The sequence below is a fragment of the Sphingomonas sp. genome, assembly GCF_036388215.1.
Classification (GTDB): domain Bacteria; phylum Pseudomonadota; class Alphaproteobacteria; order Sphingomonadales; family Sphingomonadaceae; genus Sphingomonas.
Genome location: NZ_DASVSH010000016.1, coordinates 169,109 through 192,862 on the forward strand (window position 1 = coordinate 169,109; position 23,754 = coordinate 192,862).

Consider the following 23,754-nt stretch of genomic DNA (forward strand, 5'->3'; position numbering starts at 1 on the left):
CGAAAATACTCTTTGCAAACCGGACAAGTCTGGCGGCCGCTTCCACAGCTTGCGCAGATCAGATGGCGGTCTCGCCCCGGGCATGTCCTGGCATGGCTGATCGGCTTGTGACCGAGCCAGCCCGAATTGAACTGTTCGCGGCAATAGTCGCAATAGGGTTCCGCCATATAAGCTCCTAACGCTTCTTGAGACGATCCATGAGGTCGATCGCTTTATCCCGGCCCGCGCCCCCTGCCGATTTGAGCAAATCCCCGCGTGACGGCGGGCTGACCACCGAATGGTCATTGGCGATCAGGATCAATGGGGCGAAATTTATCCACCCCACCGAAATCCGTCCGCCAAACCATGGCTCCAGGCGTGGCAACACCAGGCGCACGACTGGATCGGCGACGATCAGCACGCAGCGAAAGGCCATATCGAGCAGCCCGGCAAAAGGTATGCCGATGCGCGACAGCAGGTAGAATACGACCGAGGCGAAGCAAGCGGTTACAGGCAGGAACAGGGCCGGCCCGGCGGGCATCCCGAAGAACAGGGGCCCTGTGATCAGCCAAATTCCGCAGCCTATTGCGATGCGCAGCGCGTTGATCTTGAGTGTCGCGTCCATATCGGGAAGGCGGTCGCGCGGAAAAAACCGGCCCAGCAAACTCCCTCTAGCGTCGTTGCTGGATCTGTTTTCGTAAGGGCGGGCGCGCAGGTTAGGCTCATCCCGCATAGGATTTGCTCCACGGATCGCCTGAGCAAGGAATATGAATACAAGGAGCGCATGTCCTTGTGACGCCGAACTCAGCCGTGCCATGAGCCGAATATTCTCTGCAGATCGCGTACTTGCCGTGCCTGCCGAATATTGTCTCAACCAAAGTCATGCAGTCCTCCCATGCTCCGCGCAGCTGAACGCGTCTAAGCGTCGAGATTTATCTCGCGTTCAACATTCAGTCGTGCGGCTCGCGCCTGTGCGGATCTTACTTGCACTTGATATGCTCTCAGGGCCTCAATAACTCCATCCTCAAACTTGCCCGCGGCTTGAATTGAGGCGAACTCCATGGTGACGCCACGGGAAAACCCGGAGGCGCATGTTGCGCCTTGTTTAGCAAGTCGCGAGTGATCCCCTTCATCGAGTTCGACATAGTTGCGTAGCCAGGGATCGTGAGGCGCGTAATTATGCACCGCTTCTAATTCTTCAGTATTCAGGAACAGGGTTATTGAAACTTGATAACGCATTTTCGCGCCTAGAAATCCTTGCTTGCTCATCTGGGCAGTTTCTACTGTCGCGTGCATCACGAAGTCTCCAAGAAAAGGCATAATACCGGCATAATAATGCGCTCACACCCGTCACGGGGCAGCCGTGGCCCGGAAATACTACCGCGCCGCGTCCCGGACCGGCCTACTCCTTAACTTCCCAACCGCATTTGCGGCACCTCAGCACCACCCAGCCGCGATCCTCAGAGACCTTGACCATCTGCCCGCCGCAATTTCCCTGCCGGCACATCATGTCACGATAGGGCATCTTCGATTCCTCGCGCGGGAGCGAAATCGCGATTGTTCAGCACGAAGATCGTCACCCTGAAATTGAAGACCTTCAGGTCCGCCGCTTCGAACAGCTCCGGATAGCGCCGATTGACGAAGTAGACGATCGGATCGCCCGCGGAGGCGATGAGCGCCACCATGCCCAGCAGCAGGTTGAACCCCAGCGCGACGATCCCCAGGCCCATCGTCTCGAATATCCGGGCAAGCCCCTTGAGCATGAAGTGGTAGATCGGCCCGCCGATCGGCAGGGTCACCGCCAGCGCGATGAAATATACCGGCCCGGCGATCAGCGGCATTCCGGCGAACATCAGCATCAGCGGCGTGATCACGCACGAGGCGGCGATGCTGCGGCCAAAGGCGAGCTTCATCGTCGGCCCCCAGGCGACACGGCCGATATCCTGCAGCGTTACGTCGGTCATCGCGCTTTCTCCATCTGACGTGGGACATCATGAGCGGCCGCGGTTCGGGCGGGCTCGCGAAAGGGCTGCCGCGCCGGCCGGACGCGGCGCCGTTCGGACAAAGCTCGATCAGGAATCCCTCTTGCGGATATAATCGACCGCGTGGCTGAGCGAAGAACAGGAATACCAGGAACGCCCGTCTTTCCGCACGTAGAATGTTGGCGAGCCGAAGGCAGAATACTCCCTGTAGATCTCGTACTTGCTGTGCCTGCCGTGTATGGTCTCGACCAGGGCCATGGGTTACCCCTCGCTACCGGCTTTTGCGGCATTGGGGGCAAACCGCGGCGCTGTTGGGCGCCTTTGTCCCGCAATGTCGGCACGTCCAGCTCTCGGGCCGTCCGGGAGGCCCCTCCATGCCCATCGAAAGCGGATGGATCGACTTCAGGATCGTCATTGCGAATACCCTTTTTTGTCCCGCGCCAGACGCCCGCGGCGAAACGTGTCGATCCTCAGGCGTCGAGGCCGTGCTGCATCATCGTGATCACTTCGACGACGTGCTGCGCGCGGGCCGGATCGACAGCCAGCCAGCCCATCAGCCGCTCGACGAAATCCTGCTCCTTGGTGCCCACGAAGCCGTCGGCGAAGGCCAGGCGCACCGCAAAGCAGAACGCGGTCTCGCGCAGCGCCGGGCTCAGCAATTCGCCGGCACGGACACACATCGCCTCCGCGCCCAGATCCTTGATCATGCGGATCGCGCGCAGGATGATGTCGGTGTCCTGGTCCATGCTGTTGTGCGCATAGATTGGGCTCCACACGCAGATTGAGCGGATCTGGCGGATCTCGTCGTCGTCAATATCCCCGTCGCTCGTCATCGCGGCGACCATCGGGATCATCACGGCCGTACTCTTGTCGAGCGTCGGCACTGCGGCCGAGCCCATCAGTGACGAGAAAAGTCCCATTGCCCCCTCCGAAACAGCATTTCCCCAATAGATGGGCATAGTGAAAGCTTGTCTGGGGGAGTCAACTGACAACGGCAAGGTAAGTCCATAATGGATTATTATGCGATACTGTGATTACAGTAATCGTTAATAAGGCACTGGAATCCATTACAATTGCTCCGCCCCTTGCAATGTAGGATTTCCTGCTTGGCTGCGCTTCCGGCGGCTGAAGCCGGGGCGCTCCTTCAACCCGTTCGGCTCCTCGCGAGAAGTGCGTCATGGTGTGACCGTAGTGTGATCTTTCGCGGGCCGCCCCCGCGATGGGCGAGGTTCGCCATAGTCCGCAAGGCCCGTTGCAGTCCCGCGAACCCTCCCCCGCCCCTCGCGCGTTCAGCCCTGCACGGCGCGCTCCGCGCCGGTTCCCGGGAGAACGACATGAGCATTTTCGGCAGGATCAAGGACGCAATCATGGGCCGCGGCAACGGCATCTTGCGCGGGGAGAGCACGCCGGCCACGCCCCTGGCCCCCGCACCCGCCGCCGCTCCCGCCGCCCCGACGCCTCAGAACCAGCAGGCCGCCGCCCCTCAGCCCGCGCCCGCCGAGCCGGTCGATGTCGAGCAGGTCCTCACGGAGAAGCTCGCCGCAAAGGGCAATCCCGATCTTAACTGGCGCACCTCGATCGTCGATCTGATGAAGCTGCTCGATCTCGATCCGAGCCTCGACAACCGCAAGGAGCTGGCCACCGAGCTCGGCTATGCCCGCGCGAAGGACGGCAGCGCGGAAATGAACATCTGGCTCCACAATGCCGTGATGCTCGAGCTGGAGACCAACGGCGCGAAGGTGCCGGCGAAGCTCGCGGATTGAAGCGGGCGGTGAGGCCCGGTTGAAATAATTAACCGTATCCACTATATCAGGGCCTGGGCAACGCTCGCCGATACGGCGGCTTCCGTTTGCGGAACGCGCGTTGCCCCGGCCCTATCGCCAGCACCGAACCTGCCCCAGCGGCGTGGTTTCGTGTGCGAAAAGGGCCATCCACTTCACCTATACAGGAACGATAATTGAACTTTTTCGACCAAGTACACGAAACGCAAATCACCCGTTACGTCCGCCAGCCGCGCCTTTCGCCGCTGCGCCCCACTCCACTTCACCGCCGCCTCTTCCCGATCGACCAGTCGGGACGCGACGCGAGCCAGCGCTAGCGGCTATTTTCAGATTCTGGGTGATGGTCTCGCTCGTATCGCTGATCTTCTTGAGCAGGTTCGACACCGTCGACATCATCTTCGAGAGGCGATCCATCGCCATCTGAAGCCGCAGCGATTCCATCTCGCCCATCTCAGACATCGAATCGAGGTCGTTCTTCATGCCTTCGACCATCGCGTCGAGATCGGCCTTGCTGGGCTGGCCCGGCTTCGGGACATAGCCGGATCGAACCGCCTGCGCCTCGGCGATCAGCTTGCCCGCCTCTGCCTGCCGCTTCGCCCTGCGGGCGTGCATCTGCGGCGTAATGGTCCTCCGCTGTGCCCTGCACGGGCCGCATGGCGGGCATGGCGGGGGATGAATTGCTGCAACTGCATCGCCCCCGGCCAGCATCGCCCACATCATCCGCTCTCTCTCTCGATAGAGTGGCGCAATACTATCGCGCGGCTCCGCGCCCCGCAATGATTGGGCTCCCCGGCACCGCGTTTCGATTTGCTTTTTCGCCCCCCATCGCCCATATGGCGCTCGCTACCAGTCGCATATCGACGGTCTTCGGTGCTTTGCGGCTCCCTCTTCCTTCTTTCCCTGCCCCTCGCAGCCGCAAGAGGGTTCCCCATGCTCGGGGCGCCTGCAGAAAAGAATGGAATATCAAATGGCTATCACAGGCACCGTCAAGTTTTTCAATGCCGATAAGGGCTATGGCTTCATCGCCCCCGAAGACGGCGGCAACGACGCCTTCGTCCATATTTCGGCCGTGGAGCGCGCCGGCATGTCGACGCTGAATCAGGATCAGCGCGTCAGCTACGAGCTCGAGCAGGACAAGCGCGGCAAGATGGCCGCGGTCAACCTCCAGGAGGCGTAAGCCCCTTGTCCGGCGCCCCGCGCGCCGGCTAGAATGTGGCGCCGCGCCTGTTCCTTGCCGGACTGCGCGGCGCCGCTTTTTGCTTCCTCTCCCTCTCGCCCCCCCGGAGGTTTCATGGCCGATCTGCTCACGCTCTACCGCGACAATGCCCAGCGCGCCCAGGACGACGCCGACGCCGCGACGCTCGACAATGTCCGTGATCGTAATCTGCGCGCCGCAATGGCCTGGCAGCAAATGGCCGATCGCGTCGCGACTACCGAGCGTGCCCGCGCCGCGCGCGAGCCGCACGGCGATCCCGCCCTCCGCATTCTGGAATCCACGGCTCCGTAACGATTGCCCGGAACAGGCGCGCGGCCTAGTGGTTGTTCGGTCAAACCGAGACAGGGAAGTCACCATGGCCACGCGCAAGACGACCAGCAGCACGCCCCGAGCAACTACGCGCCGCTCCACCGCCAAGCGCACAGCCGCGCCCAAGCCGGCGGCCGAGGCCGAGGCCGAGCCCGAGCCCGAGCCCGAGCCCGCCAAGGCGAAAGCCCCGGCAGCGAAGAAGTCCGCCGCGCCCAAGTCCACTGCGGCGAAGGCTCCCACCGCCGTCAAGACCGACGCACCAAAGGCTGAGTCTCCCAAAGCCGACTCGCCAAAGGCCGACGCTCCAAAACCGCCCGCCAAGGCAAGCGCACGCAAGGCCCCCGCCAGGGCTCCGGCCCCGCGCAAGCCCGCGGCGCCCCGCGCAAAGGCTCCCGCCGCGGCTCCAGCCCCCAGCCTCGTCGCGCGAGTCGAGGCGGCTCCTACTGCGGTCAAGGCCGCGGGCATCGCCGGCCTCATCGCCGCGATCGGCGGCGCAGCCCTTGGTGCGCTACGCCTCTTCCGCCGCCCCGCGCCAGAGGGCACCGTGCCGACCGACCTGGCCGGGGACACCCATCCCGATGGCAGCGAGCGCGCGATTGAGGATTTCCGCCCCGATCCCACTGCCCCCGTGCCCGAAAGCGAGCGCGAGGCGCTGCGCCCCGCGCTGATCAAGCCCGGCCCTAACTGAGCCGACGCGGAATTCTGCAACCTTTGCGCAGGTCTGCGCATTTGCTCCGCATTGAACAGGATGGGAGTGAAGATCATGCGTGGACTCGTACTGGCGACTCTCGCCGCAACGACAATGCTGGCCGGCTGCACCGATTATGGCATGGGCCCGTCGCGCAGCTATTCGAGCGCTTATGTCCAATATGATTATGACCGGCCCGATCCGGCATATGGCGGCTATTATGCCGATCGCTATTACCGCGAGGATGGCCACCGCTATCAGGAGCGCCGCCTTTCTCGCGACGATCGGGTGTATCGCGGGCGTGACGGACGCTATTATTGCCGCCGCTCGGACGGGACCACCGGCCTGATCGTGGGCGGTATCGCCGGCGGCATCCTGGGCAATATCATCGCTCCGGGCGGCTCGGAAGTGCTCGGCACGGTCCTGGGGGCGGCTGTCGGCGGCGCGGTTGGCGCATCCGCGGATCGCAACGAAGTGCGCTGCCGCTAGGCAGATTATGTGCACGGCGGCATAATGTCGCCGTGCACATCCTCAAGGGGGATATCCATGACGACTCGAACCGGCAGTGCCCGTTACGAGGGCTTGGGCCAGGAAGGCCGTGGCCATGTCAGCACCCAGTCGGGCGTGCTGACCGATCAATTCTATGGCTTCAATACCCGCTTCGGCGACGAAGAGGGCACCAATCCCGAAGAGCTGATCGCGGCCGCGCATGCCGGCTGCTTCACCATGGCGCTCAGCTTCGCACTCGCGCGCGCGGGCTTTTCGGAAGGGACCATCGATACGGAGGCGGCCGTAAAGCTCGAGCAGGATGGCGAAGGGGGCTTCACCATCACCCGCTCAGATCTCACGCTGATCGCAAAAGTGCCGGGCATTGCCGAGGAACAGTTCCAGGCGCTGGCCGAAAGCGCGCATCTCAATTGCCCGGTGTCGAAGCTGCTCAAGGCCGAAAGCGCACTCAGCGCCACGTTGGCCTGAATCTCGCCTAGCGCCGCTCGATGAGCCGCTCTACGCCTTCGTGAAGAGTCGAAGCGCCCTGGGCGCTTTCCCGCTCTAGCTTGTCGCGGATCGCGATCAGGTCCTTTTCGGCAAGATGCTCGATCCCGATGAATTCGTTGCGCCCGCCGTCCAGCGCGCGGATGATCTCGTCGAGCTTGCACTGGATAGCCGCGGCGTCGCGATTCTGGGCGTTCTGGATCAGGAACACCATCAGGAAGGTGACGATCGTGGTGCCGGTGTTGATCGCGAGCTGCCACGTGTCGGAAAACCCGAAGAGCGGACCGCTAAAGCCCCAGAACACTACAACCAGCAATGCAACGACGAAGGCGGGTGGCCGTCCCGCCCAGCCCGCCACCGCTTGCGCGAAACGCTCGAACAAATGTGCCATCTCGACCTCCGTTTATCCAGCGTAGCGCGAGGTGCATTCTCGGTCACTGATCTCGGCTGATCGAGGGGGCGTTCGCATCGCGTGTGTGCCCTAACGCAAAAGGGGACCGGCATTTCTGCCAGTCCCCATGTCACCGGACTTCAGCCATAGACCCGGACGGATCCGAGGCCTGGTTTCGGCGGCATGCTCCACCCGCGCCGGCAAGGGCATGCGGGTTTCGCGTCGGTCGCCGAGGCCGAATTCTCCGCACATTTCCCGAAGGTCCTGCGCTTCCTTTCGGCCTCAAGCGGCCCGCTTCAAATCCGCCGCGAACGGCGTCTCTGGAGCCTCGCGGAATGCGTTCCCAAACGATCCATCAACCGTTCCGCCGCTTGCGCGGCTTCCGAACCGATGTTCCGTTCTTCGGGCCGGCTTTCCGATCACTGCCGCGCTTGCGCGCCGCTGCGATCGTCGTTCCGTCCACCCGGCCAATCCTTCCGTTTCGCTGCGCTTGCGCGCTGCTTCAACATCTGGTTTCGCCGTGCTTCGGCAGTCCTTCGAAACTTCCGCCGCGCTTGCGCGCCGCATCGGTTTCGCGACATCTCCGTCGCTGCACTCCTCGTCCCTGCCCGGCTGGTTTCCCGAAGGCGCCTGCGCCCGGCTGGTCCGGTAAGCTCTTGATCCTGCTTCGGTTTCCCTCCGCCGAACCGCCTTCTTACAATTAGGAAGGTGTCACCGAATTCGATTCGCGCAAAGAACCAAATCAGTCCCAATGCCTGTGGATAACGTGAATAACGGGGACGAATACCCCGCGCCTTCAGGGCTAGAGGAACCCTTTCTGCCGCAACCACGCCTCGCACAGGGCCGGCCAGATCGAGACCGGCATCCCTTCTGTGTCGAGCCCAAAGCCGTGCGGTGCGTCGGCGAAGACATGCAGCTCGGCTTGGCCGCCGGCCTTTGCAATCGCCGCGTGCAGGCGATGCGCGTTCTCCACCGGCACCACTGCATCATTGCCCGCATAAACGATGAAAGCTGGCGGTGGACAGGGCAACAGCTGCGCGTCCGGCTGCAACCGATCGTACATCGCCTGCTTCTCGGCCGGCGGCAGAGGCGGCTTGTCGGCCACGATCGTCCGCCCCTTCGCGTTGGTCGAAATCGGAGCATAGCCGACCACCAATATGTCGGGCCGGGCAGCCTGCCCGACATAGCGCGTCGCCGGCGCGGTCCATTCCGCCGGATATTCGGCGGCAAGGCACGCCGCCAGATGCCCACCCGACGACAGACCCACGACGCCGACGCCACCGTCGCCAAGCCCCTTGGCCCGGATCATCCGCATCGCTTCCATCGCGTCGTCCAGTGGCGCGGCGATACCGCTCTGCGCATCGGGGAAGCGGTGGATCAGCACAAAGGCGTGATATCCCAGTCCCGCCAGCCAGCGCGCGACCGCCACGCCCTCACGCCCCGCCATAAGCTGCGTATAGCCGCCCCCGCCGAGCACAAGCATGGCCCGGCCATTGGAATGCTCAGGGGCATAGCCCAGCAGCCATGGGCGAGTAACAGACGTGACTATGACGGCCTCGGGGGCCGCATCGGTATCCGCGAGTGCGAATGCGCCCTCGATCGAGCGGTCGCACCAGAGCGGCCAGCTGGCGTTGGCAGACAAAATGTGCGGCATTCCGTTCTCCACGGCGGCTTCGGCGCGCTTGAGCTGATACTATGGATTTCCAGTCCGGGCACTGGTTTCGGCCCGTTGCGCTGTTCAGATCGCATCACCAAAGCTTCGGCTTTGCCGAAGGTCATCGCGGACCTACATAGCAGCGCATGAAGCTAGCTAGTATTTTCCAGTCGCTGCTGGTCCTTTTCCCGGTGGTGCTCAGCCAGCCCGCTGGGGCGCAATTGGTTCAAACGCACGATGCGGCGCTGATGCAGGATGCGGGCGAATATAGCCGCCTCTACCGCGTTCCGCAGGCCGAGGCGCTTCGCCGCCTCCGCGCGCAGCACGATAGCGTTCCCGCGACCGACGCGATCGCGCGCCGCTATCGGGATCGTCTGGCCGGGATCTCGGTCCAGCATCGCCCCGATTATCGATACATCGTCTATCTGACGGGCGACGATGCCATCACGGCGACGCAGGTTCGCGCAGGCGGCACGAGCGTGCCTGTCGTATTTCGCACCGGCGCCAAGGCGACTCGCGATCGGGTCGTCTGGGCGATCACCTATCATCAGGCGGCGATTCGGGCCGCCCTGCCTGGCGCGCCGGCCATGGGCCTCGACCCACGCACCGGCGAGCTGGTCGTCATCGTCGGTAACGCCATCGCAGCAGCCGACGGCGGCGCGGCGGCGGTGGACGCCAAGCTGGAAAAACTGACCGGCGTGCCCGTCCAGGTCCGGATTCTCGAGCGCACCGACGTAAATCTCGACATTCATGGCGGAGGGCGGCTGGACGGTATCAGCCCCAGCGACGGCAAGCGCTATCGATGCACGACTGGCTTCTCCGTCACCGACGGTAGGCGCAGCGGCATCACCACTGCCGCCCACTGCCTCGATAATATGACCTATTACGATCCACAGGACCGATCGACGTCGCTCAGCTTTGTCGGGCAATGGGGCTGGGGCTATCATGACGTGCAAATTCATGCAGGCGGCGCGCCCGGGCGCGCCCTGATTTATTCGGACGCGGCGCGCACGATCCAGCGCCCCATCGAGATGCAGCGCAGCAAGTCCAGCACCCGCGCGGGCGATTTGGTCTGCCATCGCGGTGAGAGCAGCGGCTATAGCTGCGCCGAAGTGGAGCTTCTCGATTTCGCCCCCGCCGGAGAGCTGTGCGGCGGTGCCTGTCTGCCCACCTGGGTCACCGTCGCGGGGCCGAGCTGCAAGGGCGGAGACAGCGGCGGACCCGTGTTCAGCGGCACCGCTGCCTTCGGTGTGGTCAAGGGCGCAAGCTATCGCCGCGACGGCTCGTGCGCATTCTACTTCTACATGTCGCTCGACTATCTGCCGGCGCCCTGGTCGCTGCTCGTAGGCACGCCGCCGTCCCGTTCAACGCAGACAGAAGGGCGCGCCGGCTGAGGAGCGCCGTTCCGCGCTGCCTATATCACAGCGTCGGCGCGTCCGCCGGTGTGGAAGACGCGGCCCGGCGGGCCGCTGATCGCCCGGGCAGCACTTTCGTCGCGTCGGGAGGCCCCCTCGTCGTGGCATGGGGGCCAGGCCGCGTTCCTCCATCAATATGCCGGCATGGGCTTGCGCATAACGCCCTTGGACCGGGAGAAACTCATGACCAATATCCGCATCAAGCTTGCCGCCGCCGCGATTGCCATCGCCGCGACCGGCGCCTTCGCCGCCCCCGCTTACGCCGGCACCGGCTGCAACGGCGTGGTGAACATCTTCGTCTGGGGCTGCGCGCCCTGGGATAACAATAACGGTCCCAAATTCCCCTATTACAAGAAGCGCACGACTGCGATGCAGGCGCCCAAGGGCAGCAAGATCACCCTCAAGGACGGCCATGCAATGGTGAACATCAATGGCCGGGAGTTTCCGGTCGTCGGTGGAGCGAACGGAGTGATCGCGGCCGGAGGGGGCAACATCATCTCGGGCGGCGCGGGGAATGTCGTCGCATCCGGCGGGCTCAACCTGCAAGTGTGGGTCGAGAACTGAGCGCCAGGCGCCGCGGCGGGTTTCAAGGGCGCCATGTCGTGTCGATGAAGCTGCGAAAGCTGCCGCTCCGCCGCCCCGCGTGGATCGCCGGAGCGGTGACTTTCGTGCTGTTCGAAGCCCTCGGCCTCGTCGCGGCCATGGGCATTGCCTCGCTGCGGTGTTGCGGTGCCGGTGGGCGCGCGCGCCCACAGGATGCGTCGGAAATGATTGGCCTGGTCGTGCTGACTCTCGCCATGGTCATTCTGGGATTGGCCCTCGCCGCTGGTGCGTCGCTGCTGATCGAATGCGTGCATCGCTTGGCCGACCGGGCCCGGAGTGGCCGGTGAACGGACAGCAACGCCGAAAAGAGGGGAGACTGTATGGGCATATTCATGGCCATTGGACTGGGCCTGGCACTCATCGGCGTTCCGCTCGCCTGCTACGGCGTCCACAGCTACCGCAACCACGCCGAGCGCTATGGCAAGGCGACCGCGAACTGGACCAAGACCACGGCTACGGTGATCGACGCTCGCTTGGTCGATCGCGAAACTACCGATAGCGACGGCGACAGCACCACCTCGTATGAGCCGCGCTTGCAATATCGCTATTCGGTCGCGGGGGCAGAGTTCGGCGGCAATCGGACCGCGCTCTGCGCAACGCCTCAATTCTCCCTGTTCGAGACGGCGCAGCAGTGGCTGCTGGCGCATTCTCCCGGCAAGGAGATCGATCTGTGGTACGATCCCGCACACCCCGACGACAGCGCCCCACTGCTCGACAGGCCGAGCCTGTTCGGGGCGGTGACGATGGTGCTCGTCGGGTCGGGCTTCGTGATATTCGGGGGCACCCTCATGCTCCGCCTTGTCTGATGGATCAGGCGGAGGCGGCGATGGCCTCTAAAACCGCGGTCCGGTAGTTCGGGCCGACCACCACTTCGGCGCCGTCGGCAAGCGACAGCGCCAAAACCTTTCCGCGGCGCGCGGTGCCGATCACGCGCTCGGTGCGAATGAAGGCCGATCGGTGGATGCGAACCAGCCCCGATCGGTGCAGCCTTTTCTCCAGGTCGCCCATCGTGATGCGATAAAGATATGCGCGCTGCGCGGTGTGCAGATACACGTGATCGCCGGCGGCCTCCACGCGCAGGATGTCGGCAATCGCCACGCGCGCGGTCCCGCGCAGCACGGGCACCCAGAATGCTTCGTCGGTGGGCCGCGACGGGCCTGGGGCCGGCTCGGACGGCGGGGGTTCGGCTCGGGCGCCGTGCCGAAGGCGCGCGCGCTCCATCGCCTTGGCGAGGCGCGGACGGCGCACGGGCTTCAAAACATAGTCGATCGCGCCGATTTCGAAGGCGTCGATCGCGTGCTCCTCATGCGCGGTGACGAAGATCACTTCCACTCCGTCTCCAGCAAGTTCGATGGCGGCCTGGATGCCGTTGCAGTGCGGCATGTCGATATCGAGGAAGACGAGGTCGGGGCGATGTTCGCGTACCAGCGCGATCGCGTCGGTTCCATCTTCGCCTTCGCCCACCACTTCGATATCGGGCAGCTCCTCCAGCAGCGCGCGGAGCAAGTCGCGCGCCAGGGGCTCGTCGTCTGCAATCACTATTTTCATGCCGCATTCGCCAGAATATAGAGGGGAAGCCCGATCTCTGCGCGGTAGCCATCGGCCAGGGGGCGGCATTCCAGCCAGGCGCGATCGCCATATTGGCCGGCGAGGCGCAGGCGCGTGTTGGAAAGCCCGATGCCGCGCCGCACCTCCCCCTCCACCGGCTGCTCGCTCGAAAGCGGCTGGCCGCTGTGGCGGCCCCTGCGATTGACCACGCTCAGCACGGCGCCGCCTTCCACCCGCCGCGCGGCAATGCTGATGGTGACCGGGCCGCGCACATGGCTGGCGCCGTGCTTGATCGCATTCTCGACCAAGGGCTGGAGGATAAAGTTCGGGACTTCGAGCTGCCGCAAATCCGGTTCGATGGCATATTCCACGTGCAGCCGCTCCCCGAAGCGAGTCTCCTCGATCGTCAGATAGGCCCGGATCGTCGCCAGTTCCTGATCGAGGGGCACCGACGCCGAGGGGTTCGAGGCGAGTGACGAGCGGAGGAAATCGGCCAGGCGGCCGATCATCTCCTCCGCCTGGTCCTGCCGCCCCCGCACAACCAGGCTGGCGATCCCGTTGAGCGTGTTGAACAGGAAGTGCGGGTTGAGCTGGAGCCGCAGCGCCGCCGCCTCGGCGCGCGAAGCCGCGGCTTCGGATGCCGCCGCGCGGGCGGCGCTTATCCGCGCCGAGTCAGCCGTCCGCGCCGCCCAGAGCAGCGCCACCGAAAGGAACATCGTCCAGGTGTAGAGGATCAGGATCAACACCAGTCGCTGGGGCTGGAACTCAAGCGCCCATATCTGCCAGCTCGGCATCACCGTGAGCGCGAGCGTGCGCAGCCAGGCGTCGTCGGCGGCGGTCTGGATGCCGCCGGCGGCGAGCCCCGCCACGGCCACCAATCCCCATCGCTGCCAGCTCGGGCGCGCTTCGAGATTATCGAACAACAGCCCAAGCCCAACTGATTGAGCGATACCGAGCAGCAGGAGCGGGACGTTCGCCAGGAACATCAGGCCATAGGGCGAGCGGCCCTGGACCTGCGCGCCCAGCTCCACCAGCATATAGCCGAAGATCCACACCACCGCGCACAGGCGCAGCGCGGTTCCTCGCATGATCTGGCGCAGCAGCGCTTCCAATCCGTCCTCCGTCGATTCCCGCGACGCTTATGGCGGATGGCCGCTCCCCCCAAGCCCTGTTCGTCGCGTCTCCGGGAGTTTCCATCAGAAATTCACGCACTTCGACGCGATTCCTGGATGGTTGATCGTGCGCCGCTGGGATCCGCGGCCCTCTGCCTCCCATGCCGGCAGAAGATCATTGAGTAAAAGATGGAGCATCGAGCATGAAGACCGCGGCCTTGGCGATCGGAACGGCGATCATTCTCGCCGCCTGCGCCGAACCCGACTTTGGCGATCTTCCCAAAGACGACAAGCAGCGTGCTCAGACCTGCATCCGCGCATCGATCCTGCATGTCGGCATGGCGACGGAAACGGGCGACAAGGGGCGCGCCGAGGACGCCACGGAAAAGATGCAGCAGCTCATGGAAGCGAGCGGCTTTGTCCAGCATTTCCCGGGCGCGAAGGAGGATCCGGCCAAGGCTTTCGGCACCAACGAGGAAATCGCCAACGCCGCCCAGGCCGACTGGCTGACTACGCTCAACACGTGCTTCAGGGCCTATGACATCCCGCTGGAGCCCGAACCTTCGCTACCCGCGGACCCCTATCAACAGGCAATCACCTGCGCCGCGGCGACCGCGCTCGACAATTCGCGCGGTAAGGCGATCAATCCGAACTCGCGCGCGGTCAGCGATCCCGAAGGCTATTATTTCGTCCACAAGGCGGCAAAGCTGAAGGGCGGGCCGGATGGCATGGTGACAGCGTCGAACGCCGCGATCGACACGCTCAAGACGCTTGTCGGGACGGGTGCGGGGCACCTGTTCGCGCTACAGTGCCGCACGGCCGACCCGAAGGCGGCGAAAGGCTCCGCGCCCGCGCTTCCCACCGATCCATTGTTATCGGCGGCGATCTGTTCGCCGCTGCTCGGGCAGCTCAAACAGGGCGGGCTCGCGGTCGGGGCCGGCGATACCGAGCAGGGCGGCCGCTATGCCACCGCCGAGGCCAAGTGGGACCGTGCGCTCGGGACGCTTTCGGCGACCAACGAACAGGTCGCGGCGGCCCAGGCCAAGGCCCTGGATTATGTCGTCGCGGCGGGGCGCTCGGACGCGGTGGCGGAACTCTGCGTAAAGAAGTGATCGGGTTTGGCGCGGGCGCTCTCCGCACCAAGTTCGCAGTGGACGGATAGCCATGCTGCTGTAATCGCAGTGATATGGTTCCCAATCCGATCCGGCGCGCGGTGCCGCGCGATGCGACGATTTCCTACTGGGCCGCGCGCGACGGATGGCCGATCCGCCGCCTCGACTGGCCCGCCCAAAGCGCGGCGCGGGGGTCGATCCTCCTGATCGGCGGGCGCGGTGATATCTTCGAGAAGTATCTCGAAGCATTCGAGCATTGGCATTTGCGGGGCTGGTCCGTGACTGCGATCGACGTGCGCGGCCATGGCGGTTCGGGGCGCGCAACGGGCAGCGAACTCGTCGGCCACGTCGATTCCTTTGCTGCGCTGGTCGATGATCTCGCCGACTTCTGGCGCGATTGGCGCACCGAAGGCCCGCGCATCGCAATGGGCCACTCGATGGGCGGCCACATCCTGCTCCGGGCACTGGTCGAGGGCCGTCTCGATCCGGATGCAGCCGTCCTGCTCTCGCCGATGATCAGGATCCGCAGCCCCCTCGGCTCCTGGCTGAGTGGTCGAATCGCGCGCCACATGTGCCGGCGCGGCGATCCCGCGCGCCCCGCCTGGCGGCCGAAATCCTCGGCCGGCGCGCAGACCGATGCCGAAGCAATGCTCACTAGCGACTATGGCCGCCTCCTCGATGAAGGGTGGTGGCACGAGCGCCTCCCGGGCACCCGCATGGGCCCACCGAGCTGGTCCTGGCTTGCCGAGGCCTTTGCGTCGAGCGACACATTGTGGCGCCGCCGCGACCTCTCGCACGTGACGACGCCGCTGCTCATCCTGGTCGCTGAGCAGGATCGGCTCACTGCTTCGCGCGCCTCCATGGCGTTGGCCCGCCGGCTGCCAAACGCCCGCCTCGGCAGATTCAAAAGCTCGGGCCACGAGCTGCTTCGCGAGATCGACTCGATCCGGGATGCCGCACTCGATGCGATCGACACCTTTCTGGACGATCAGCGCGACGCCTGAATGGTGCCTCGGCAAGTCCAGCTTCTTCCATGACGCCCAAGCGTCCGCGAATCGGTTAGTCGAGCGCGGCGGCCCTGGCAGGCTTCGCCAGGGTCGCATTCGTGCCCTTCCCCTTGAACGCCGAGAGGCGAAAGCCGTACTTCCTTGGCTTCAGCGGGATGCGGTACTGCATAAGCGGCCGTCCCCCCGCGTCCCAACTGTTGTCGCCGCCCAGGCCGGCCTGGACAGCATCGATCAGCAGCGAGACATGGCCGTGCGGGACGATGTCGCTGCTGCGCCGCGTGCCCGGCGGGCGCCTGGCGAGATCCTCATAGGGAAACGCCAGCGCGTTCATCGACAAGGGCGCATCTCCGGTTACCCTTAGGCCAGCCGATCCCGGGCGGATCAGCTCCATCCAGCGCACATCGACCTTGTTCCCGCTCTCCTGAGGCCGCATGAAATCGTGATATTGATCGGCGATCGGCCCGCGCCACAGCCCCAGCGCCGCGCTCGTCTTGCGGTCCCAGTAGCTTTCATGCGGACCGCGGCCATACCACTGAACCGTCTCGAACGAACTCGGCATGGTGAAGATCATGCCGATGCGCAGCGGATCGGGCAGGTCCTGCTTCAACGGAGTGAACTCGCCCTCGACCAGCACCGAGCCATCCCCAGCCATGCGATAGCGCGAGACGAAGTGCGCCGCGCCGTCCCCCACCGCGTAGCGCACGACGATTTCGGCGCCGTCCGCGAACTCGCGGGCGTCGATCGCTTCGACCTTGCGTTCTTTCGAGGCGGCATCCCAGATGCCGTGCCGCTTCGCGACTCCCGTGCCGAGATCGTTATCGACCAGCGCCCGATAGAAATGCGGCGCGCCGCCCTGAAGCAGCACGCCGCCGGCGCTGTAGCGCTCGACCAGGCCGGTGCCGCGATCCAGCACCAGTTCCGCGCCTCCCGCCGACATTCGAACTTTGCCGGCGTCCTGATCGAGGCGGACCGTTCCGCCCGATACAACCGCGCTCGCGGGCTCGCGCCCCAGCTCGAACTGCTCCCAGCCGATCACCACGCCGGGCTTGATCGCGGGCACGACGCCGGCCTTCGCCTTCGCCAGGAGGGTCAACACATATTCCGCGCCGGGCTTGCGCGCATAGGCGGGGAGCCCGAGCGGCACCCGCTCGCGGCTGCGCGCGGCGGTGCGCAAGGGGGCCATGTCGCCGCGCGCGACGGGCACACCCTCTTCGAGCAGTTCCCAGCTGAAATCGAAGCCGCCGAGATCGGCAAAATCATGCCGGTTGATCACTTCGACCGATGCGTTCGCCGAGTCGAAAGCGGCGAACTGGATCGGCGCATAAACCTTGCGCACTTCGAACAATTGGGGGTTCGGCGTGCGATCGGGCTGCATCAGGCCGTCGCCGAACTCGATGTCACCGCCGGGGTTGGGGCCGTATTCACCCCCCGTGCCCCAATAGCGGCGCCCGTCCGTGGTGTAGCGGTACATTGACTGATCGACCCAGTCCCAGACGAAGCCGCCCTGCAGCTTCTCCGGATGCGCGTAGATCGCGTCCCAATATTCCTTGAAATTGCCGCCGGAATTGCCCTGCATGTGCGCATATTCACTCTGGATCAGCGGCTGGCTGTGGGACCAGTTCGTTGCATAATCGACGATGCGAGCCACGCTGTCGTACATCGGGGCATAGATATCGACATAGTCGTTGACGCGGTGATCGGGATCGTCGGGGAACGTGCCCCAGCCAAGATAGCTGACCAGCCGTCCCGGATCGCGCGCCTTCACGGCGGCTGCGGCCTTGTTGAAGCTCGGGCCGATACCGGCCTCGTTGCCGAGTGACCAGAAGATGATCGACGGATGGTTCTTGTCGCGCTCGAGCATGTTGAGGACGCGGCTGACATGCGCGCCTTCCCATGCGGGGTCGAAGCCGATCTGGTATTGGCCGCGCAGCTGGGGCCGCTTGTTCGCCCAGTCCATATAGCCGTGGCTCTCGATATTGGCCTCGTCCATCACATAAAGGCCATAGCGGTCGGCGAGCTCGTACAGATACGGGTCGTTGGGATAGTGCGACGTGCGAATGGCGTTGATGTTGGCGCGCTTCATCAACTGGATGTCGCGTTCCATCGCCTGGCGCGAGATGACGTGGAAGGTTTCCGGATCATGCTCGTGCCGGTTGACTCCGCGGATCGTGATCGGCTTGCCGTTGACAGTCACCAGGCCGTTGCGGATCGCCACGTCGCGAAAGCCGATCCGGCTGCCGGTCGACTGGATGATCCTGCCCGTCGCATCATAGAGCTCGACCAGCAGCGTGTAGAGATTTGGCGTCTCCGCCGTCCACGGCCTCACTCCGGGAACCGCCGCATCGAGGGTGACACGCCGTTCGCCCGCGGAGCTGGGCAGCGCCCTGCCGGCTTCCGCCACGCGCCTGTCCCCATCCATGAGGAGGATTCGCGCGCTGGTCGCGGCAGCGGCGGGCGTCACGTCCAACCCTACGGCCAGGCGACCATTGGTGTAGCTTTCGTCCAACCCCGCGTGCACGAAGAAATCGCGGATGCGGGTCTTGGGGGCGGCCATCAGGAAAACGTCGCGCTCGATCCCAGAGACGCGCCAGAAATCCTGGTCCTCGAGATAGCTGCCGTCCGACCAGCGAAAAACCTGGATCGCGATCGTGTTGGGGCCCGGCTTCACGAAACGGGTCACGTCGAATTCGGAGGGCAGCTTCGAATCCTCGGAATAGCCGGCCTTCTGCCCGTTCACCCAAACCTGATAGGCCGATCCAGCCGCGCCGATGTGGAGGATGACATCCTCGCCGGACCAGCTTGCGGGCACTTCTATGTTTCGCCTGTAAGATCCCACCGGATTGGCGGCGTGCGGGATCAGCGGACGGTTTGCGGGGAACGGATAGGTGATGTTGTTGTACCTGGGCTGGTCATAGCCCTCGGTCTGCCAGTCGGCCGGAACCTTGATCTCTTTCCAGGCGGACACGTCATAAGCGGGCTGCTCGAACCCGCTCGGCAGAATGTCGGCGTTCGGAGAAAAGGCGAACTTCCATCTGCCGTTGAGCAGAAGAAAGCGCTTGGAGTGCTCACGCGCATTCGCGAGTGCGAGGGCGCGGCTTTCGAAAGGGAACCCAGTCGCGCGTGCCGGTTCCTTATTGCGGGCGTAGACCGCCGGATTTTCCCAATCTGGACGCGACGCATCGATCTGCGGCTGGACGGGAGCCACCATGTTCTGCGCAAGCAGCGGCGTTGAAACCGCCGCAAGCAGGCATGCACCAAACAGCCATGCGCGCCGACCCATCGAACTCCCCTCATGCCGCTCGCGGGTCACTCGCCCGCTCCTGTTGATGGAGTATGTATGATTATTAAGATGAAAGCCAGTTGCAGACTGGCCGCCGCGGGAACTCTGCAATCCTCGTAGCGTAGACGGGCCTGGTCTAGTATCTCCCGGCCATCCGCATGCGGCCAAACGAGCCGATTCGGGAGAATGGGGGAGAGGATCATGCGGCTTTGTGCGTCGTTGTTCATTCGCTTGCTGGCCTGCGCGCTGCCGCTGAGCTTGCCCACCCAGCCCGCTCTCGCGCAAAGGACTTCCGCCGCCCGGGGTGATGCCGGTGATGCTGGCGCCCTCGCGAGCTACGAGCGTCGCGCCACGCTCTCCAAGGAGCTCGGCGCGACGCAGATGAACGTCACCGAGGACCTTCCGCTGGCTATGTGGGAAGTCGATGGCGACGATCCCTACCCGGCTTGGTTCGTCCACCATGCCACGCTGTTCAAGATATTCCCGCCGACGCAGGTGCAGCCCTTTGTCGATATGCCTTATGCCCGGCGGGTGCAGGCGATCGTGGCGAAGCGCTGCGCGATACTCGCGCGACTGGGGCTGACTGGGACCTGGGTCGCCAACGAGCCGGCGGTGCTGCCGGAGCCCTTCTTCGCAGCGCATCCGGAGCTTCGCGGACCACGTATTGATCATCCCGCCCGCTCGAAGAAGACGCATTACGCGCCCAATGTCGATCGGCCCGAGATGCTCACTTTGTACCGGGAGTCGGTGCGCACGGCGCTCAGCATCTGCCCGCAGATCGAGACCTTCAACTGGGTGACCACCGATGCGGGTTCGGGCTTCGATTGGACGCCGGGGCTCTATTCGGGGACGAACGGCAACAGCGATTTCCGCGATCGCCCGATCGCCGACCGCGTGGCCGGCTTCATGATCAACATCCAGCAGGCCGCGAAGGAAAAGGGGCACGAGGTGCGCGTGCTCATCAACCAGATCGAGCCGCGCCAATGGATGGTCCCTACCTTCGGGCCCGACGTGCTGGAGAATACCATCCGCAAGCTGCCGCGCGGGCTGGGCGTCAATGGTATCGAAGGTCCCGACGGGCGTCGCTTCGAGACCAGCCCCCGCGGCGGGCGCGGTCCCTTCTACCCCTTGGTCGGGCTGGTCGTACCTTCGCTTGCCCCGGTGCCGCCACCGTCGCCCTCGGGCAGGGCCTGGGTCAATCTGGGCGACGATGAAAGCGTGGACTTTAACTACCGGCTGCTCAAGGCCACGCGCGGCATGCCGATGGGCAGCCTGCTGCAACGGCTGGGGGCGTTGCGCGCTTTCGCGGTCGTGGAGGTCGGGGAGGCTCGCGCCGATGATCTGGTCGAACTGTGGAGCGCGCTGAACGACGTGCGCCAGCGGCTCGACATCCTCGATTTCGGTGGCATGCTGCGCTTCGGCCATGTGCTCAATCGCTGGATAACCCGGCCGATGGTCCCCTATCCGCTCGAACTCACCGATGCCGAGAAGAGCGACTATCGGCGTTTCCTGTTTCAGGCGAAGGGCGAGGAGCAGGCCTCCAACCTCGTCGATATCCAGGCGATGCGCGAATATGAAGGCTGGGGCGCAAAGATGCTGTTCCAGCGCACCATCGAGACAGCTGTACCTCGTGCGAACCACGCACTCACCTTAGCGCTCGCGATCCGCGACTCAACTTCCGGCGACGCGGCGCGGCGGCAATGGGATCTGACCGCCAAGCGCATCCAGGCGCTGATCTATCTGATGCAATCGGCGGACAATATGGTCGCCTATCAGGCTCAACTGGATCGCGTGCGCAGCATCGGCGCCAAGCCCGAGGAGAACCCGGTGCTCGGCGTGCAATCGGCGTGGGACCGCAGCGACCTGATGGAAACCGCGCGCAAGGAAATCGACACGATGGTCAATCTCAAGCGCCTGCTCGAAAGCACCGATGCGCCGATCCTCGATCTCGCCCCAGATGCGCGCGACGAGACGATCATGCGGCTGGGCCCCAATGTCGCGCGGCAGCTCAAGCGCAAGATCGACATCATGCAGGCGCATTGGCGCGATTATGATCGGATGTTCACGGTGCCCAATCCGTGAGGCTGGGGCTCTTGGCAGCGGCGGGGGCTTCGGCGCTCGCCGCCCCTGCCGCCGCCCAGGCGCCGGCCGTGCCGCCGGCGTGCGCGTTTCCGGTCTTCCAGTTTCCGGCCGATGCCATTCCGCGAGTCGATGGCAAGGGGGACGATTGGGAAATGGTCGGTCCGGCCTACCGCGTCGGCAACGAAAGCCTAGCCGCGGACGACGGATCGGGAGTGCGGCCCGATCCGGTTAGCCTGGATGTCAGCGTGCGCGTGGGATGGGTGAAGGGGCTCAACCGCCTCTATTTCCTGTATGAGGCGCGCGACGATGTTTGGGACTTCGCCGCTTCCGGCATTCGCAGCGATCTCTTCGAGCTCGTGGTGGACGGCGACCGCTCCGGCGGGCCGTTCATCGCGCGCTTCCGCCCGGACCGGACGATAAGCGAAGAGGATTCCTGGTTCGGCTTCCAGAATATTCACGCCCAGAATTATCACATCTTCACGCCACCCGGAGACAAGGACTGGGCCATGGCCTGGGGTCCGCAGGCCGGCTGGATCAAGCGGCTACCCTATTCGAACGTGGCCTATCGGCATGACCTGAAGCCCGGCCAGCCGGGGCGGCTGGTCATGGAGATGTGGATCACGCCGTTCGATCACGCGGACGCGCGCGGGCCCGCCCACTCGATCGAAAGCGTGCTGGCTGAGAACAAGCCAATCGGAATGGCATGGGCAGTGATCGATTATGACGGCGCGCGCACTGCCAGGCATCGCTTTTGGAACCTCTCGCCACACCATAATATGTTCGGCCAGGCATCCGAACTGTGCCGCTTCACGCCGATGCCGCTGGAAACGGGCCTCGCACCGGCCATCAAGGCGGACTGGTCGTTCGAGATCACTGACCGCGCCCAGCGCATCGTGGCGTTTCGCGATGCGACGACCGGGGCGGCGACGCGGTGGGAGTGGGATTTCGGCGACGGCGCGACATCGACCGAGCAACACCCGGTCCACCGCTACGCCACTGCGGGCAAGTTCGTCGTCATCCTGCGCGTGACCGGCCCCGGTGGCAGCTCGAAGCTGGCGAAGGTGTGGGATGTCTCGTTCGTTGGAGATCCGCAGAAATGATCCAGAGACGGGCATGGCTGAAGGGCTTGGCCAGCATCGCCGCGGCTGCCTTTGCGAGACGCGCCGGTGCTGCCGCCAGGAGCGTCCGCGTGATCGACGTGCGCACCCACGGCGCGCGGGGCGATGGCAAGACCTTGGACACGGCCGCGATCCAGCGCGCCATCGACGCGGCGCGGCCGGGAGACAGCGTGCATGTGCCCGCGGGCAGGCGCTTCGTCTGCGGGCCCCTGCGGCTGAAGGGCGGGATCGACTTCCGGGTGGACGGCACATTGCTCGTCAGCACCCGTGCCGAAGACTATCCCGAACCGATGCGCGGCGTGCTGCATGCCGAGGGCGCCGACGGGCTCACCATCAGCGGCCGAGGCGCGATCGACGGGCGCTCGCCGGATTTCATGGAGCGTTATGACGCCGAGGGCGAATGGTATGTGCCCAAGCCGTTCCGCCCGCGGCTGGTGGTGTTGGAAAACTGCGCCGACCTTGTCATCCGCGACCTGACGCTCAGGCAGGCGCCGAGCTGGACGGTGCACCTGGTGGGGTGCCGGCGCGTGCTGGTCGAGCGCCTGACCATCGCGAACCAACTCGACGTGCCCAATTGCGACGGCATCGATCCCGATCACTGCCAGGACGTGGTCATCCGGCACTGCCGGATAACTTGCGGCGACGACGCGATCGTCCTCAAGGCCACGCGCGGCCGCGAGAAATATGGACCCACCCGCAACATCCATGTTCATGACTGCGTGCTCGAAACGCAGGATTCGGGGCTGAAGATCGGCACCGAGACCGTGCAGGATATCCACGATGTGCTGTTCGAGCGCTGCACGGTGATCCAGGGGTGTCGCGGCCTGTGCATCCAGCTTCGCGACGAGGGCAGCGTCTATAACGTGGTGTTCCGCGATATTCGATTCACCGCGCGCTATTTCTCGGCGCCGTGGTGGGGGCGGGGCGAGGGGATATCGTTTACCGCCATCCCCCGGACGCCGACGACACGGCTGGGGACGATCCATCACGTTACGGTCGAGCGCGTCACCGGGCGCGCGGAGAACAGCGTGCGGATCGAGGGGAGTGTCGCCGCGCGGGTGCATGACATCACGCTCAGCCGCGTCGCCATGACGCTGGATCGCTGGACGCGCTATCCCGGCGCGGTATTCGACAACCGGCCCACGACTGTGCTCCCGCCGCTCGAGCCCCACACGACCCCCGGCTTCAGCATTCGGCATGCGGACCGCGTTACGCTCGACCGCTGCCGGCTGCGTTGGGGGACGAAGGTGCCGGACAGTTTCACGCACGCCGTGGAGGCGGAGCATGTGACCGCGCTCTCGCTGGAGGGCTTCGCTGGCGAGGCGGCGCATCCCGCGCGAGACGCGGCGATCTCGCAACGCTGATCCCCGTGGCTTGAGACCTTATGTAGGAACATGAGTGGGCATGGCTGCCGGCGGGTCACCTGGCACGCCAGCGCGTAAAATGCGCACCTGACCGAGAAAGGGGATGGTTTCAAATGACGC

25 protein-coding genes are annotated in these 23,754 nt (G+C 64.8%); 15 read left to right on the forward strand and 10 right to left on the reverse strand.

Features of this window, described 5'->3' with window-relative positions; translation table 11 throughout:
* Nucleotides 1-175: 175 nt before the first annotated feature.
* The 4 genes from VF617_RS07515 to VF617_RS07530 form a co-directional block, all read right to left on the reverse strand.
* Nucleotides 176-643 (reverse strand): hypothetical protein, encoded by a 468-nt coding sequence (locus VF617_RS07515; protein WP_331014250.1) that lies wholly within the window; start codon nucleotides 641-643, stop codon nucleotides 176-178.
* Between the two features lie 254 nt (nucleotides 644-897).
* The gene (locus tag VF617_RS07520) at nucleotides 898-1,275 is read right to left on the reverse strand and encodes a hypothetical protein (RefSeq protein WP_331014251.1); all 378 of its coding nucleotides are present in this window, start codon (nucleotides 1,273-1,275) and stop codon (nucleotides 898-900) included.
* Nucleotides 1,276-1,490: 215 nt separating this feature from the next.
* Complete coding sequence (locus VF617_RS07525; RefSeq protein ID WP_331014252.1) at nucleotides 1,491-1,943, reverse strand: hypothetical protein; 453 nt, start codon at nucleotides 1,941-1,943, stop codon at nucleotides 1,491-1,493.
* 488 nt (nucleotides 1,944-2,431) lie between these two features.
* Nucleotides 2,432-2,881, reverse strand: coding sequence for a tellurite resistance TerB family protein (locus tag VF617_RS07530; RefSeq protein WP_331014253.1), 450 nt, complete (start codon nucleotides 2,879-2,881; stop codon nucleotides 2,432-2,434).
* 414 nt (nucleotides 2,882-3,295) lie between these two features.
* Here VF617_RS07530 and VF617_RS07535 point away from each other — a divergent pair, with 414 nt between their 5' ends.
* A complete protein-coding gene (locus tag VF617_RS07535; protein ID WP_331014254.1) occupies nucleotides 3,296-3,724 on the forward strand; it encodes a DUF3597 domain-containing protein in 429 nt (142 codons plus the stop codon).
* Nucleotides 3,725-3,952: 228 nt separating this feature from the next.
* Here VF617_RS07535 and VF617_RS07540 read toward each other — a convergent pair whose 3' ends face one another.
* Nucleotides 3,953-4,354: a hypothetical protein gene (locus VF617_RS07540; protein WP_331014255.1), complete on the reverse strand. Its 402-nt coding sequence runs from the start codon at nucleotides 4,352-4,354 to the stop codon at nucleotides 3,953-3,955.
* A gap of 355 nt (nucleotides 4,355-4,709) precedes the next feature.
* Here VF617_RS07540 and VF617_RS07545 point away from each other — a divergent pair, with 355 nt between their 5' ends.
* The 5 genes from VF617_RS07545 (at nucleotide 4,710) to VF617_RS07565 (ending at nucleotide 6,930) form a co-directional block, all read left to right on the forward strand.
* Complete coding sequence (locus VF617_RS07545; protein ID WP_331014256.1) at nucleotides 4,710-4,919, forward strand: cold-shock protein; 210 nt, start codon at nucleotides 4,710-4,712, stop codon at nucleotides 4,917-4,919.
* Between the two features lie 114 nt (nucleotides 4,920-5,033).
* Nucleotides 5,034-5,249, forward strand: a complete 216-nt coding sequence (locus VF617_RS07550) for a hypothetical protein (protein ID WP_331014257.1) — start codon at nucleotides 5,034-5,036, stop codon at nucleotides 5,247-5,249.
* Between the two features lie 64 nt (nucleotides 5,250-5,313).
* Complete coding sequence (locus tag VF617_RS07555) at nucleotides 5,314-5,955, forward strand: hypothetical protein (protein WP_331014258.1); 642 nt, start codon at nucleotides 5,314-5,316, stop codon at nucleotides 5,953-5,955.
* Between the two features lie 75 nt (nucleotides 5,956-6,030).
* Nucleotides 6,031-6,444, forward strand: a complete 414-nt coding sequence (locus tag VF617_RS07560) for a hypothetical protein (RefSeq protein WP_331014259.1) — start codon at nucleotides 6,031-6,033, stop codon at nucleotides 6,442-6,444.
* Between the two features lie 57 nt (nucleotides 6,445-6,501).
* Nucleotides 6,502-6,930, forward strand: coding sequence for an OsmC family protein (locus VF617_RS07565; RefSeq protein WP_331014260.1), 429 nt, complete (start codon nucleotides 6,502-6,504; stop codon nucleotides 6,928-6,930).
* A 7-nt stretch (nucleotides 6,931-6,937) separates the two neighbouring features.
* Here VF617_RS07565 and VF617_RS07570 read toward each other — a convergent pair whose 3' ends face one another.
* Together VF617_RS07570 and VF617_RS07575 are read right to left on the reverse strand one after the other, a co-directional pair.
* A complete protein-coding gene (locus tag VF617_RS07570; protein WP_331014261.1) occupies nucleotides 6,938-7,339 on the reverse strand; it encodes a low affinity iron permease family protein in 402 nt (133 codons plus the stop codon).
* A gap of 802 nt (nucleotides 7,340-8,141) precedes the next feature.
* Entirely contained in the window at nucleotides 8,142-8,993 is an 852-nt protein-coding gene (locus VF617_RS07575; RefSeq protein WP_331014262.1) for an alpha/beta hydrolase, read from the reverse strand.
* A gap of 146 nt (nucleotides 8,994-9,139) precedes the next feature.
* Here VF617_RS07575 and VF617_RS07580 point away from each other — a divergent pair, with 146 nt between their 5' ends.
* The 4 genes from VF617_RS07580 to VF617_RS07595 all read left to right on the forward strand — a co-directional run bounded on the left by VF617_RS07580 (nucleotide 9,140) and on the right by VF617_RS07595 (nucleotide 11,817).
* Entirely contained in the window at nucleotides 9,140-10,387 is a 1,248-nt protein-coding gene (locus tag VF617_RS07580; RefSeq protein WP_331014263.1) for a hypothetical protein, read from the forward strand.
* A gap of 204 nt (nucleotides 10,388-10,591) precedes the next feature.
* On the forward strand, nucleotides 10,592-10,972 hold the full coding sequence (locus VF617_RS07585) for a hypothetical protein (protein ID WP_331014264.1): 381 nt from the start codon (nucleotides 10,592-10,594) through the stop codon (nucleotides 10,970-10,972).
* Between the two features lie 38 nt (nucleotides 10,973-11,010).
* A complete protein-coding gene (locus VF617_RS07590; RefSeq protein ID WP_331014265.1) occupies nucleotides 11,011-11,298 on the forward strand; it encodes a hypothetical protein in 288 nt (95 codons plus the stop codon).
* A gap of 45 nt (nucleotides 11,299-11,343) precedes the next feature.
* Entirely contained in the window at nucleotides 11,344-11,817 is a 474-nt protein-coding gene (locus tag VF617_RS07595) for a DUF3592 domain-containing protein (RefSeq protein ID WP_331014266.1), read from the forward strand.
* A gap of 4 nt (nucleotides 11,818-11,821) precedes the next feature.
* Here VF617_RS07595 and VF617_RS07600 read toward each other — a convergent pair whose 3' ends face one another.
* Entirely contained in the window at nucleotides 11,822-12,559 is a 738-nt protein-coding gene (locus VF617_RS07600; protein WP_331014267.1) for a LytTR family DNA-binding domain-containing protein, read from the reverse strand.
* Complete coding sequence (locus tag VF617_RS07605; protein WP_331014268.1) at nucleotides 12,556-13,671, reverse strand: sensor histidine kinase; 1,116 nt, start codon at nucleotides 13,669-13,671, stop codon at nucleotides 12,556-12,558. Before VF617_RS07605 ends, VF617_RS07600 begins: the two co-directional genes overlap by 4 nt.
* A gap of 203 nt (nucleotides 13,672-13,874) precedes the next feature.
* Here VF617_RS07605 and VF617_RS07610 point away from each other — a divergent pair, with 203 nt between their 5' ends.
* Entirely contained in the window at nucleotides 13,875-14,783 is a 909-nt protein-coding gene (locus VF617_RS07610) for a hypothetical protein (RefSeq protein WP_331014269.1), read from the forward strand.
* 74 nt (nucleotides 14,784-14,857) lie between these two features.
* Nucleotides 14,858-15,787, forward strand: a complete 930-nt coding sequence (locus VF617_RS07615; protein ID WP_331014270.1) for an alpha/beta hydrolase — start codon at nucleotides 14,858-14,860, stop codon at nucleotides 15,785-15,787.
* Between the two features lie 55 nt (nucleotides 15,788-15,842).
* Here the strand turns inward: VF617_RS07615 and VF617_RS07620 are convergent, their stop codons facing one another.
* On the reverse strand, nucleotides 15,843-19,070 hold the full coding sequence (locus VF617_RS07620) for a glycoside hydrolase family 2 TIM barrel-domain containing protein (protein ID WP_331014271.1): 3,228 nt from the start codon (nucleotides 19,068-19,070) through the stop codon (nucleotides 15,843-15,845).
* Between the two features lie 201 nt (nucleotides 19,071-19,271).
* Between VF617_RS07620 and VF617_RS07625 the strand changes: the two genes are divergently transcribed.
* Genes VF617_RS07625 through VF617_RS07635 form a run of 3 tightly spaced genes read left to right on the forward strand, consistent with a single transcriptional unit; the run spans nucleotide 19,272 to nucleotide 23,634 of the window.
* Complete coding sequence (locus tag VF617_RS07625; protein WP_331014272.1) at nucleotides 19,272-21,152, forward strand: hypothetical protein; 1,881 nt, start codon at nucleotides 19,272-19,274, stop codon at nucleotides 21,150-21,152.
* Nucleotides 21,153-21,163: 11 nt separating this feature from the next.
* Nucleotides 21,164-22,252 carry a PKD domain-containing protein gene (locus tag VF617_RS07630; protein WP_331014273.1) on the forward strand — a complete coding sequence of 363 codons (1,089 nt, stop codon included), beginning with the start codon at nucleotides 21,164-21,166 and terminating at the stop codon, nucleotides 22,250-22,252.
* Complete coding sequence (locus VF617_RS07635; protein ID WP_331014274.1) at nucleotides 22,249-23,634, forward strand: glycoside hydrolase family 28 protein; 1,386 nt, start codon at nucleotides 22,249-22,251, stop codon at nucleotides 23,632-23,634. The genes VF617_RS07630 and VF617_RS07635 overlap by 4 nt, the downstream gene beginning before the upstream one ends.
* Nucleotides 23,635-23,754: the final 120 nt, after the last annotated feature.

Excerpts from the sequence above, each read along its gene's own strand:
- VF617_RS07520 (WP_331014251.1), bottom strand. The coding sequence starts at position 1,275 with ATGCACGCGACAGTAGAAACTGCCCAGATGAGCAAGCAAGGATTTCTA.
- VF617_RS07525 (WP_331014252.1), bottom strand. The coding sequence starts at position 1,943 with ATGACCGACGTAACGCTGCAGGATATCGGCCGTGTCGCCTGGGGGCCG.
- VF617_RS07530 (WP_331014253.1), bottom strand. The coding sequence starts at position 2,881 with ATGGGACTTTTCTCGTCACTGATGGGCTCGGCCGCAGTGCCGACGCTC.
- VF617_RS07535 (WP_331014254.1), top strand. The coding sequence starts at position 3,296 with ATGAGCATTTTCGGCAGGATCAAGGACGCAATCATGGGCCGCGGCAAC.
- VF617_RS07540 (WP_331014255.1), bottom strand. The coding sequence starts at position 4,354 with ATGCACGCCCGCAGGGCGAAGCGGCAGGCAGAGGCGGGCAAGCTGATC.
- VF617_RS07545 (WP_331014256.1), top strand. The coding sequence starts at position 4,710 with ATGGCTATCACAGGCACCGTCAAGTTTTTCAATGCCGATAAGGGCTAT.
- VF617_RS07550 (WP_331014257.1), top strand. The coding sequence starts at position 5,034 with ATGGCCGATCTGCTCACGCTCTACCGCGACAATGCCCAGCGCGCCCAG.
- VF617_RS07555 (WP_331014258.1), top strand. The coding sequence starts at position 5,314 with ATGGCCACGCGCAAGACGACCAGCAGCACGCCCCGAGCAACTACGCGC.
- VF617_RS07560 (WP_331014259.1), top strand. The coding sequence starts at position 6,031 with ATGCGTGGACTCGTACTGGCGACTCTCGCCGCAACGACAATGCTGGCC.
- VF617_RS07565 (WP_331014260.1), top strand. The coding sequence starts at position 6,502 with ATGACGACTCGAACCGGCAGTGCCCGTTACGAGGGCTTGGGCCAGGAA.
- VF617_RS07570 (WP_331014261.1), bottom strand. The coding sequence starts at position 7,339 with ATGGCACATTTGTTCGAGCGTTTCGCGCAAGCGGTGGCGGGCTGGGCG.
- VF617_RS07575 (WP_331014262.1), bottom strand. The coding sequence starts at position 8,993 with ATGCCGCACATTTTGTCTGCCAACGCCAGCTGGCCGCTCTGGTGCGAC.
- VF617_RS07580 (WP_331014263.1), top strand. The coding sequence starts at position 9,140 with ATGAAGCTAGCTAGTATTTTCCAGTCGCTGCTGGTCCTTTTCCCGGTG.
- VF617_RS07585 (WP_331014264.1), top strand. The coding sequence starts at position 10,592 with ATGACCAATATCCGCATCAAGCTTGCCGCCGCCGCGATTGCCATCGCC.
- VF617_RS07595 (WP_331014266.1), top strand. The coding sequence starts at position 11,344 with ATGGCCATTGGACTGGGCCTGGCACTCATCGGCGTTCCGCTCGCCTGC.
- VF617_RS07600 (WP_331014267.1), bottom strand. The coding sequence starts at position 12,559 with ATGAAAATAGTGATTGCAGACGACGAGCCCCTGGCGCGCGACTTGCTC.
- VF617_RS07610 (WP_331014269.1), top strand. The coding sequence starts at position 13,875 with ATGAAGACCGCGGCCTTGGCGATCGGAACGGCGATCATTCTCGCCGCC.
- VF617_RS07615 (WP_331014270.1), top strand. The coding sequence starts at position 14,858 with ATGGTTCCCAATCCGATCCGGCGCGCGGTGCCGCGCGATGCGACGATT.
- VF617_RS07620 (WP_331014271.1), bottom strand. The coding sequence starts at position 19,070 with ATGGGTCGGCGCGCATGGCTGTTTGGTGCATGCCTGCTTGCGGCGGTT.
- VF617_RS07625 (WP_331014272.1), top strand. The coding sequence starts at position 19,272 with ATGCGGCTTTGTGCGTCGTTGTTCATTCGCTTGCTGGCCTGCGCGCTG.
- VF617_RS07635 (WP_331014274.1), top strand. The coding sequence starts at position 22,249 with ATGATCCAGAGACGGGCATGGCTGAAGGGCTTGGCCAGCATCGCCGCG.